Here is an 11446-nt window from a genome sequence, read left to right as displayed (position 1 = left end):
AATTGCTCCTCCTAAAACAGGTAGGGAAAGAGGCCAAGGCCCAGATTGAAGATGATGAAGGCAACGATCATCATGACTGCGGTGTAGCCCAGGATGTCACGAGCCTTAAGCGCAGCAATACCCAATAGCGGTAGCATCCACATTGGCTGAATGCCATTAGTGAGCTGATCCCCGTAGGAATACGCCATGACGATCAGGCTTATATCCACATCTAGTTTCTGGGCGGCATCGACCAGAATTGGCCCCTGTACTGCCCATTGTCCGCCAGCTGAAGGAATTGCCAGATTAATTAATGCTGCACTGTAAAAGGACGTAAGGGGCAGCGTGTACTGGTTCGAAACTGAAATCAGCAAATTAGCAAAGGTTTCAACGAGGCCCGATTTAGCCATCATGCCCATGATGCCGGCATAGAACGGAAACTGAAGCACAATCTGCCCGCAGGCGGTAATGCCTTCGTCAATTGCCTTTACGTAGGCAATTGGCGTTTTATAGGTAGCCATTCCGATGATCATCAAGCTGAAGTTGATGAGGTTCAGGTTAAGGTCGAAACCGCGTGTCATGAAGTGATAAACGATGTAAATCAAACCACCTAGCACAATGATGTAAGACAGCAACCTTGATTCCTCAAGCTTTTCTGCGAGAGTTTTGGGCTCGTTGCCATGAGCAGGCGCTTCGGCCTCGATAACAGGGGTTCTATCCGGAATTTCCTCAACGTCCGCGCTGTCAGGGTGCATCGCTCGATAAACAAGCGGAATACACACCGTAAAGAGAGCAAGGGTAATCAGGCTGGGTATGGCAAAAATGGTCTCGGTTACCGGAATTAAACCGATAGCGTCATACAGAAAATGCCCTTCGGTGTTAACCAGCAACGGAGCCGAGGCCGAAAAACCGTTATTGAACATAATCAGGGCAGTAAAACCCGCCGCAGCAGCAAGCGGATAATGCACTTTGATTTGCCGGCGCTTCGCCTGGTAGCAAACCTCTTTGGCCGCAATCGCCCCCACAATCAGCCCCAGTCCCCAGCTAAGGTAACCAAAACCAATCGCCAGCAAGGTGATCAGCATAATGGCCTGGCCCGGCGAGTTGGGCAGGGTTGCAGCCTTAACAATAATGCGGCGTACGGGTGGCGACGAGGCGAGCACATAGCCAAACAACAGAATGGCAACCATCTGCATTGAAAAGTTAAGCAGATCCCAGAAACCTAGGTACCAATAAGACACCATATCCATGGCAGACGATGGTGTTGCGGTTATCCCTACTACGAAAATAAAAAGGGTGATCAGTATGGCGAACACAAAAGGGTTCGGCACATACTTTCTGGAAAACCTGGCGCAAAATGCGCCTGCTGCTTTCAACATAGTTGTCTCCTATTATTGGCACATCGGTTTTGATTGTTATTGCCTTAAGGCTTCGAATGTCGAGCTTCGATAAAAGTATAAGTATCTTGTACCGACCGGTCAATAGGTGTTTATCAATGTCGATCGATCGGTACAATAGAGGCTTAATATAATAATTAAGCACTTGTGCTCGACTTGAGAAGCAGACATCCATGCCAAATACATCCAGCTCCTTAGCTAAAAACAAACAGCATACGACTCTAGACACCGGTGGCAGCGATGCTCAGGCAACCAAAGAGCGAATCTACAAAATCGCCGCTGAGCTGTTTGCCCAAAAAGGCTTCCATGCCACGGGGATGAGCGACCTGGAACAGGCTATAGGACTGGGAAGGGGCGCACTGTACTATCACATCGGCAGCAAAGAAGAGCTGCTCTTCAATGTCACCTCGCGCTATTTAATTGAGCTGAATAAAGTCGCCGATGGCATCATCCACAATGGCAAAAGCGCTGAAGAAAAGCTGCGTGACTTCTCTAAGGTCGTCATGCGTACCATTAGTGACGACCTCGCAGAGCTTACTGTCTGCTTCAGGGAAACGCATTCCATTGTGGGCAACAGACGAGCTGAATTGCTAGAGCTGCATAAAAATTACGAGCAGCACTGGCGGACGCTCTTACAGGGGCTGCATGATGAAAAAGGCTTAACCACCATGAACCCACTGATGGTCAAGGCGGTGCTCGGAATGCATCACTACAGTTACCTATGGCTGCGGCCTGGAGCCCCCGACTCAATAGATAAAATTGCCGACTATTTCTCGGACTTTGTAATGAACCAGGTGAATTCAGAGGTAGAAGCGCAGAAGGCAGCTGGCGGTTAAAGCCCTCTCTGAGCGTCAACTGGCTTCGCCTTTTGTAGTAAGTATGCAATATTGATGCGCTACGATATCAGGTTATTCTGAAACCGGACGTTTTAAGTAATGGCACGTACTAAGCAAACGAAATAACGTTTTATAACGTTAATTGTTTCAGTTAAATTCCAAGTGCTACACTTAGTACCGTTTTTAAAAACCCGAGTTACAAAAGGCTTGTACATTGACTCAGCATCCAGATGAAATTGACGTAGTCCAGTTGCTTAAGCAGTTGTGGAATTCAAAAATTACCATTGTTGCAATAACCGCTTTATTTATGGTCGCTGCTGCCGTTTATCTGGCTGTAGTAAAGCCCACCTATCAAAGCCAGGCAGTGCTGGTACCGGCGACACCTGCAGCCATACAAAGCTATCGCCTGGTAGTGCGTATGGCAGATCCCAACATCCTGATTTCTGAAGAAAACGCAAAACAAAAAGAAATCCTGGTTAAATCATTGCTTTCTGATATTAATGTAGACGGCGCTTATAGCGCATTTCAGCGTACGCTTACGTCACAAAGCTTAAAACAAGACTTTTTTGTAAATAATTATCTTTCTCATTATCGGGCTAATGCCACTGCATTAGAACAAGAAAGACTATTTGCGCGTTTCACCGAACAATTAAATATTAATTTACCGCGCAAGCCAGAAGAGTTCGAAACCATCATCACCCTTAAGCTTGAAGACCCCGCTCTATCAGCCAGATGGCTAAATAAATATATAGAGCAGGCACTGGTCCTGTCGCAAGCCGAATTGCTAAATAACCTGAAAGTACAGCGCGATGAACAAATTCGTGCCATCGAATCGCGTATCGCGGTGTTGCGAACTCAGGCGAAAATAGAAAATGACAACCAGATCAGCCGCGTCCGAGATGCGCTAAGCATCGCCGATAGCATCCAGTTAGAACAATCGCCCAGCTCCGGAAACCTGATCACCTCGTACACCGGCGAAACCATGTACTTGCGGGGCTCAAATGCCCTGAAGGCCGAACTGAACATACTGGAAGGACGTCAAAACTTCGATCCCTATATTGACGATTTGCCTTTGTTGCAGCGTCAGCTAGACAACATACTGCTAACCGTCATTCCCGGTCCGGAGTTTAAAACGGCGGTGGTGGATCAGGCAGCCATGGTTCCCTTCGCGCCTACCGCTCCCAAAAAGCATTGGTACTGGCCGTGGCGCTGGTGCTGGGCTTCATGGCCTCCTGTATGCTGGTGCTTTTAAGGGCCGCATTGCGTTCGCAGTAAGCGGGGACACCGTCGCCGCCTTGTCCTCCTCGGTGCGAGCTTAGCGTTGAGCGGTGCTGCGCACTGCCCTTGAACAGTGAGCACAGCAGGCGTTCGCGAACTTGCGCTACGCGCTTCGGACAACGCTCTCTTTTTCCCTGCTGCGCTCACTGTTCGCGGCGCTCCCCGATGCGCTCGCACCGAGGAGGACAAGGCGACGGTAGGGCAAGCTCGAATCTGTGAACTCGGCCAGCTGCGCCAACCGGCGCTCAAGACGGGAAACACTCACTTCAAGCGGCCTGATAAAAACTGGGTTAAGCGCTGGCTTTGGGGGTTGCTAAGCACCTCGGTTGGGTCGCCCTCTTCCTCGACGAGACCTTGATGCAAAAACACCAGATGATTAGAAACGTTGCGAGCGAACTCCATTTCGTGGGTAACTACGATCATGGTGCGTCCTTCTTCGGCCAAGGCTTGCATAACCCGCAATACCTCCCCCACCAGCTCGGGGTCTAAAGCTGACGTCGGCTCGTCGAAAAGCAAGACCTCGGGCTCAAGCGCCAAGGCACGGGCAATCGCTACCCGTTGCTGCTGGCCACCTGATAGCTGAGATGGAAACTTGCTTTCTACCTGCTCATCCAGTCCGACTTTTTTAAGTAAACACGTGCTCGTTCCTGGGCTTCGCTTTTGGAAAGCTTCAGCACATGAATTAACGGCGAGCAAATGTTCTCAAGTGCCGTCATGTGTGACCACAGATTAAAATGCTGAAAAACCATTCCCAGACGCGACCTGAAGCGCTGCAATTGTTTTCTGCAGGTAGCAGTCAACTCGTTGCGGTTGCGTTTACACGGACTGAGACTTAGGTTTTCGTCGCCTAGGCTAATAGAGCCCGAACTGGGTTGTTCGAGTAAATTAATACAACGCAGAAATGTGCTTTTACCTGAACCGCTTGACCCAATAACGCTAATAACGTCACCCTTATTGGCAGTGAGCGACACCCCACGCAGCACATCGTTGTTGCCATAGCTTTTATGAATATTCGTAACGCTTAAATTATGCATGTTTATTCCTTAGCGCGTCGCAGGGCGCAAGAACACCAAAGAACGGCGCTCGATTCGACGGAAACTGACCACCAGAATAGTGGCAATAATGGCGTAAATGGCACCTGCAATCCCGAATGAAGTAAAGGGAGCAAAGGTCTCACTGTTTACGTCTCGGGCTATTTTCAATAGCTCGGGCACAGTAGCTGTAAAGGCAATAGAGGTGCTATGCAGCAGCAAAATAACTTCGTTGCTGTAATAAGGCAGCGCTCGCTTCAGCGCAGAAGGCAAAATAACCTGCGTGTACAGCTTATAGGGCGAGTAACCATAAGCACGTGCCGCCTCGATTTCTTCGGCGGGAATGGACCGTATCGATCCTGCCAGCACTTCAGTCAGATAGGCGCAGCAGTTCACGCTAAAGGCAAGAATTACACAGTTCAGACCACTGCGAAAGAAGTCAGACAAGAAATCGGAAGAACGTACAAAACCCAAACTGAAGAAGCCGGTATATACCAGCAACAACTGCACATACAAAGGCGTTCCTCTAAACACAAAGGTATAGGCCTTAACCATGCCGCTAAGCACCCGGTTAGAGGACACGCGCAAAATGGCCAAAGGGATCGACAGCAGCATACCGATGGTCATGGAGAGCACCAATATCCATAAGGTCATCATCAGGCCGCTAAGATGAAAACCATCGGCGTAGCCCAGGTACTCGGGGCCATACTGCTTAATAATATCCATCATAGCCGTACCCCTTTGGTGCCCCGATTGACGCGCTTGTTAATCATGGATAAGGCAGCCAGCGCCACACAGGTAAAGGCTAAATACACTCCAGCCGCAACCAGATTAAAAAAGAAGAGCTGCTGAGTCGAACGCCCGGCCTGCTGCGTAATACTAATAATATCGACCAGACCAATAATCGATACCAGTGCGGTCGACTTGATAACCACCTGAATATTATTGCTATAGCCCGGAATCGCGTAACGAAGCATTTGAGGAAATGTGATTCTCCAGAATACCGACCACGGACTCATGCCTGTGGATAAACCGGCTTCCGCCTGGCCTGAAGGAATCGCGCCGAGTGCACCCCTGAAGGTTTCGGTCATGTAGGCGCCGTGAATAAAGGCCAGAGTGATAACCCCTGCCGTAAAGGCGTCTATTTCAACGCGCTGAATATTCAATAGGCTACAAAGATAATTGACCAGCATTTGCAGGTTGTAAAACACCAGCAGCATAATGACCAAATCAGGAACGCCGCGGTTTAAGGTGGTGTAGAGGTCTGCCGCGGCACGAACCAGGCGTAGATGAGAGCCTTTTAATAACGCTCCCACAATGCCTACAAAGGTCGATAGCAAAATGGCGCATAGTGCCAAAGCCGCGGTGATGGACACCCCTTTTAGTATCAGAGGGAGATAGCCGTGCAACATAAGGCTGTCCTGTTAGTCTGTAATAGGAGCAAGTAAACCGTACTTACTGTAGCGCCCTAAAATCTCGTCATATAACCCACTGGCCCGGATGGATGCCACTGCCTGATTGATTTTCTCCAGGCGTTCGGTATCGTCTTTACGTATTCCTATGCCTGCGCCCACACCAAACACTTCAACGTCCACGATGGGCTCGCCCGTTAAATGGAAGTCTGCCCCATCCGGTGTCTCAAAAAGACTTCTGCCGAGGCCGCGTTTTGCAGCGTGCCGTCGATACGTCCGAGCGCTAGATCTTGCTTGGCCAGATCATCGTTTTGATAGCTGACCAGATTAATGCCCTTGTTGCGCCAGTGCTTGTTGGCATAAGCTGCCTGCGATGTCCCCTGCACGATACCGATATGTTTTCCCTTCAGTGCTTCTGCATTGGTCTCGAAATCATTCTTTTTCTGCGTCATGATGCGAGAGGCTGTTGAATAAAGCGGAGTGGAAAAACTCACCTGCTTAGATCGTTGTTCGGTAATCGTAAAACCCGACAAAATACCGTCAATTTTTTTAGCGTTCAGAGCTGGAATTGCACCGTCGAAATTAATAATCTGCCAGTCACAGGTGGTTTTTAGTTCAGCGCAAATCGCCTCCCCCATTTCAATATCAAAGCCGGCCAACTGCCCGCTGGGATCTCGCGATTCAAATGGCGGAAACGTAGGATCGACGCCAAAACGAATAGGGGGTTCGGCTGCAAAAGCGGTGCTGCCCAATACCGAAAGCACGGCTGCTACAACTGCATTCTTAAGCTTCACTTTGTCTCCTTGTTTCTATTTATGTATTGGTTTACAGTGTAAATTGCTAGTATGTATAGACAATTGGGGTAAGCCCTAAACCCCCTCTAAAACCAGAAAACGGAGACAAAATGGATACTTTTTTAATGCAGGAAGCCCCCTCTTATACTGCCTATCGAGAGCGCTTTCTGGACACCGTCAAACAGCGCGGAGGAGTCCTCAGTCACTATGAACATCCTTTAAAAGGCCGGGACGGCGAAACCTTATACACAGATGTAGCGCAATTCGGCAATCCTGAAGCAAAAAAGTGGCTGATTATTATTTCGGGGACACATGGCGTAGAGGGCTATTACGGCTCGATGTGCCAGAACTTATACTTGCAACAGTTGAACCCAAACGACCTGGAAAATGACACCGCGTTGCTGTTCATTCATCTGATCAATCCTTGGGGTACATCGTGGCAGCGGCGGGTTAACGAAGATAACGTAGACCTGAACCGCAACTTTGTGAATTTCGAAAACGAACTCCCCGAAAATTCAGTCTACAAGCGAGTCAGCTCACTGTTTGGCCGTTCTGCCTTGAATTCAGAAAAGCGGGCCGAGGCCAGAACTATCTGGGACAGGGCCGAAGAAGAACTAGGCCGTGCTTCATTGCAAAGCCAGGTACAGGCCGGACAGCACCACGACCCCGATGGCATTTTTTTTGCGGGACAGCACTCCACGTGGTCGAATGTCACACTACACAGAATTTTCGAGTCGCTGCCTGAGTCGTGTACAGACGCTATCTGCATGGACTTGCACACCGGCGCAGGCGAATTCGGCCACCCGATGCTGATGGCCATCTCAGACCGCCACTACCCCGGCATCGACGACGCCAAAGAGCTCTTTGGCCCATGGTTATATGTGGTCTACACCGCCATGGGCAACACGAGTGCAACAGGGGTTTCAGCTTCGACCGATGGCTACACTTCCAAGGCTTTGGTCAATATGATGGAAGACAAACGCTTCATGCAGCTAGTGATTGAATGCGGCACCTACACCCATCATCTGGTAGAGCACCCGGTCATGGCTGATCATTATTTGCATCTAAGGGGGGACGATCCCCAGGGGCTGAGCGAAGCAGGAAAAGAAGCTAAGCAGCAACTGCTAGAACACTTTTTCCACATGATCAAGACTGGCGCGAAACCGCCTGGGTACGTACCAAGCAGATATTCGATCGGGCGCTCACCAGCCTAAGCAGCAGAAAAGTCCGCGAGAAAGCTGACAGTAACGCAATTTAAGAACTGTGCATTGCTCGAACTGATCTGATACTACTGTTTAATCTACGTAGGAACAGGCCCATGTGGCCTGTTTTTTTCATATTGAGACGGAAAGCGCCTCAATAGGGGCGTCTTCTTGTCCTTCTCCGCACTCGCTTAGCGTTGAGCGGTGCTGCGCACTGCCCTTGAACAGTGAGTAAAGCAGGCGTTCGCGAACTTGCGCTGCGCGCTTCGGACAGCGCTCACTTTTTTCCTGCTTTACTCACTGTTCGCGGCGCTCCCCGATGCGCTCGCACGGAGAAGGACAAGAAGACGCGGTCTCAGCGTACTGCGGCACACTGCGAAAGCATTCAAGGATTTTCAATTAAAAGTTCTTTCAACAAATGCTGACAGGCCCATTTCCTCTGAAAATCAGGCACCCACCTCAAAATAATGAGGCAACGTCAACGGGCAATTTGCACGCATGACTCTTGCTTCAGCCATCAACCATCAAAACTTTGCCCACAAAGGCTCTCAACAAATCACCTCCCTAAACCATTGGCTCATAAGGATTTTTAAAAACAAAATCTTTTTGGGCTAAAGTTTGCTTGGCGCCTCAAATAAAGGGAAAACCCTAGTAACGAAAGGCTAAAAAACAAAACTACAATGCAATCCACACTACGAACTAATTGACCATACTGTGGACAGCCTAATGACAGATACTACAACCGAGCACAATCCGCTTACTCCTTACCAATATCCCAACCCCAAAGAGGCGTCGCCTGAAATCGTGATTCCCAATGCGATTCCGGAAGATGAGCGCGTTTGGGTGCCTCAGGCCGAGAACGTCTGGTTCCGCCCCTCTGTCTGAACGCCAGCCAAGGCTACTGGACGAATTTACTGCGCGTCAGAAAAACCGGCGTGCTGAGCCGTCACCGTCACCCGCAAGCCGTACACGGCTTTGTACTGAAAGGCCGCTGGCGCTACCTGGAACACGACTGGGAAGCAACTGAAGGCAGCTACGTCTACGAGCCTCCAGGCGAAACACACACGCTATACGTGCCTGAAGATGTAGAGGAAATGATCACCTACTTCACCGTAAACGGCTTGATGTACTACACCGACCCTTGGGGCAAAGGTACTGGCTTTGAGGACGTGTTCACCAAAATCGACATGTGCCGTGCGCATTACACCGCCGTCGGTTTGGGCGAAGACTACGTTGATCAGTTCATCCGATAATGAGCAGCGCCTTTCCTGTGCAATACGATTTTTCTGATCAGGTCGCCGTCGTTACGGGCGCCAGTGCAGGCATCGGCTTCGCCATTGCAGAACGCCTGAGAGCCTGTGGCGCTATCGTGTCCAATTGGGATTTAGCTCCGGATGGCAACGACCCACTGGCCTGTCAGGTAGATGTGACGGATGCAGCAGCGCTGGAAGCGGCTGCTGCAGACCTGCACCAGAAAACCGGTCGCATCGATATGCTGATCAATAATGCCGGTTTTGCAGGCCCTACGACTGAACTGTGGCGCTATTGCCCGGACACCTGGCAGAAAATCATTGATGTGAACCTCGTCGGCGTTTTCAACGTATGCCGGGCAATCACACCTTATATGCACGAGGCCAAGCAAGGCAGAATCGTCAACATTTCCTCACTCGCCGGAAAAGAAGGCACACCCAATGCCTCGGCTTACAGCGCTGCCAAAGCGGGTGTGCTGGCCTTGACCAAGTCACTGGGCAAAGAGCTGGCCAGCAGCAATGTGCTGGTAAATGCGATTGCGCCGGCTGCAGTCGAGACGGAATTGCTGAAACAAATGTCGCCAAGCCATGTGCAAACCATGATCGACAAAAGCCCCATGAAACGATTGGGCTCGGTTGCTGAAGTCGCTGAAATGACAGCGTGGCTCTGCTCCGCAGCCTGCTCGTTTAATACGGGTGCCGTTTTTGACCTTTCAGGCGGAAGAGCCACTTACTAGTGCTCGTCATTCCCCCCGATGACCGCTATTTCCAGCCGTTCATCGGGGTTACGACCTCCAGGAGACATATCTCATGAAAAAAGTCTGTTTTAATTGCTGCTGCCGTCGCACTTAGCAGTACCGCTGTTTCTACCACTGCCTTGGCCGCGTACCCCGAACGCCCTATTCAGCTTATCGTGCCCTGGTCTGCAGGCGGCGGTACTGATGCCGTCGCCCGTTTCGTGGCCTCTGGCCTGGAAAAAGAGCTGGGCAAACCCGTCAACGTGATCAACCGCGCGGGTGCAGGCGGGGTTATTGGCCACACTGCCATTAGCCGTGCCAAAGCCGATGGCTACACCATTGGTCTGGCCACCGCCGAACTGGCTTCTTACCACTGGATGAAAACGTCGCCGGTTTCGTACAAAGACATGACACCCATTGCGCAAGTCAACTTCGACGCAGCGGCGATCACCATTAGTGCAAAAAGCGAGTGGGACTCTGTACCTGCTATGTTCGATGACATCCGCAACAACCCTGTAGGCACCTACAAGCTGTCGGGTATCCCTGCGGGTGCTGCCTATCACCTGGCCTTGGCTCAGGCATTGAACATTAACGACGTAGATCCTAAAAACGTCGTTGTCGTGCCAAGCCAGGGTGCAGCTCCCGGTTTCCAGGAGCTGGTTGCAGGTGGTGTGCAGATCGTAGCCTCGTCGGTTCCCGAAGGCAAAACCATGCGTGATGCCGGCCTGGTTAAAACCATTGCCGTCATGACCGAAGAGCGCTCCAGCGCATACCCGGATATTCCGACTATAGGCGAAGCCACAGGCCGCCCTCTGGATGCAGGTACCTGGCGTGGTCTGGTCGGCCCTAAAGGCATGCCTGACGAAGCAGTACAGGCTATTTCCGCAGCGGCTAAAAAAGTCACAGAATCCGACGAGTTTCTGGAATTCATGGCACGTACCGGCTTTGGCGTGAAATGGAGCAGCCCTGAAGACTTTGGCGCCATGATGGCCAAATCTGATGAGCTGAGCGGTGAACTCATCGAGAAGCTTGGCTTGGCCAACTAAACGATATTAAGGAATACCCATGCGTATCAATGACATGTTTACAGGGGCGATACTGGCTGTCTTAAGTATCTCGCTATACCTCTACGCACAATCACTACCCCATATAGGCGGCCTGTCATATGGCCCGGGAACCTTCCCATCATTGATCGCATGTGGTCTGTTTCTAGGGTCTTTAGGATTGTTGTTTTCGGGTTTCAAAGATTTCAAGAACCGACAGGAGCAAGACAAACCCAGCCCTGATGGCGTGAAAAAAAGCACGCAGTTTCTGTATGCGCTGTCAGTGCCTGTCGCCATCACCGCTTATATGGTGCTGTCTCCGTGGTTGGGATTCAGCATCGTATGTTTCGCCATCGTTGGTGTCATGGTGTCCTGGTTAAGCAAACGATGGAAGCTGGGCCTTATTGTTGCCGCAGCCACCACCACAGTGATGTGGTTTGCTTTTGCCAAGGCCCTGCAAGTTCCACTGCCCACTTTCTCTTTCTAG

The 11446-nt window shown here is 50.6% G+C and carries 11 protein-coding genes and 2 pseudogenes; 7 read left to right on the top strand and 6 right to left on the bottom strand.

Annotated features, from left to right (window positions below; genetic code table 11):
- Positions 1–11: 11 nt before the first annotated feature.
- Positions 12–1358, bottom strand: coding sequence for a short-chain fatty acid transporter (locus L1889_RS17590; RefSeq protein ID WP_238666307.1), 1347 nt, complete (start codon positions 1356–1358; stop codon positions 12–14).
- Between the two features lie 191 nt (positions 1359–1549).
- Between L1889_RS17590 and L1889_RS17585 the strand changes: the two genes are divergently transcribed.
- Positions 1550–2212 carry a TetR/AcrR family transcriptional regulator gene (locus tag L1889_RS17585; RefSeq protein ID WP_238666306.1) on the top strand — a complete coding sequence of 221 codons (663 nt, stop codon included), beginning with the start codon at positions 1550–1552 and terminating at the stop codon, positions 2210–2212.
- 214 nt (positions 2213–2426) lie between these two features.
- Positions 2427–3464: a Wzz/FepE/Etk N-terminal domain-containing protein gene (locus L1889_RS17580; protein WP_238666305.1), complete on the top strand. Its 1038-nt coding sequence runs from the start codon at positions 2427–2429 to the stop codon at positions 3462–3464.
- Positions 3465–3751: 287 nt separating this feature from the next.
- On the opposite strand, the pseudogene L1889_RS17575 reads toward L1889_RS17580, so the two are convergent.
- The 5 genes and pseudogenes from L1889_RS17575 to L1889_RS17560 form a co-directional block, all read right to left on the bottom strand.
- Positions 3752–4524, bottom strand: a pseudogene (locus tag L1889_RS17575) (ABC transporter ATP-binding protein).
- A gap of 9 nt (positions 4525–4533) precedes the next feature.
- Entirely contained in the window at positions 4534–5250 is a 717-nt protein-coding gene (gene hisM / locus L1889_RS17570) for a histidine ABC transporter permease HisM (RefSeq protein ID WP_238666304.1), read from the bottom strand.
- On the bottom strand, positions 5247–5933 hold the full coding sequence (locus L1889_RS17565) for an ABC transporter permease (protein ID WP_238666303.1): 687 nt from the start codon (positions 5931–5933) through the stop codon (positions 5247–5249). The genes hisM and L1889_RS17565 overlap by 4 nt, the downstream gene beginning before the upstream one ends.
- A gap of 12 nt (positions 5934–5945) precedes the next feature.
- On the bottom strand, positions 5946–6116 hold the full coding sequence (locus L1889_RS18625) for a transporter substrate-binding domain-containing protein (protein WP_308217701.1): 171 nt from the start codon (positions 6114–6116) through the stop codon (positions 5946–5948).
- Positions 6117–6130: 14 nt separating this feature from the next.
- Complete coding sequence (locus tag L1889_RS17560) at positions 6131–6685, bottom strand: transporter substrate-binding domain-containing protein (protein WP_257794038.1); 555 nt, start codon at positions 6683–6685, stop codon at positions 6131–6133.
- Between the two features lie 152 nt (positions 6686–6837).
- Between L1889_RS17560 and L1889_RS17555 the strand changes: the two genes are divergently transcribed.
- From L1889_RS17555 to L1889_RS17535, 5 genes and pseudogenes are all read left to right on the top strand, one after another.
- A complete protein-coding gene (locus tag L1889_RS17555) occupies positions 6838–7941 on the top strand; it encodes a DUF2817 domain-containing protein (protein ID WP_238666302.1) in 1104 nt (367 codons plus the stop codon).
- A 714-nt stretch (positions 7942–8655) separates the two neighbouring features.
- Positions 8656–9182 (top strand): annotated as a pseudogene (locus L1889_RS17550) (2,4'-dihydroxyacetophenone dioxygenase family protein).
- Positions 9182–9916, top strand: coding sequence for an SDR family NAD(P)-dependent oxidoreductase (locus tag L1889_RS17545; protein ID WP_238666301.1), 735 nt, complete (start codon positions 9182–9184; stop codon positions 9914–9916). Before L1889_RS17550 ends, L1889_RS17545 begins: the two are co-directional and overlap by 1 nt.
- A gap of 176 nt (positions 9917–10092) precedes the next feature.
- Positions 10093–10962 carry a tripartite tricarboxylate transporter substrate binding protein gene (locus tag L1889_RS17540; protein WP_238666300.1) on the top strand — a complete coding sequence of 290 codons (870 nt, stop codon included), beginning with the start codon at positions 10093–10095 and terminating at the stop codon, positions 10960–10962.
- Positions 10963–10981: 19 nt separating this feature from the next.
- Positions 10982–11446, top strand: coding sequence for a tripartite tricarboxylate transporter TctB family protein (locus tag L1889_RS17535; RefSeq protein ID WP_238666299.1), 465 nt, complete (start codon positions 10982–10984; stop codon positions 11444–11446).

The sequence above is a fragment of the Paenalcaligenes niemegkensis genome, from assembly GCF_022230885.1.
Classification (GTDB): Bacteria; Pseudomonadota; Gammaproteobacteria; order Burkholderiales; family Burkholderiaceae_B; genus Paenalcaligenes; species Paenalcaligenes niemegkensis.
Note: the sequence above shows the minus strand (reverse complement) of the source record. Positions and strands in the feature narration are given on the sequence as shown.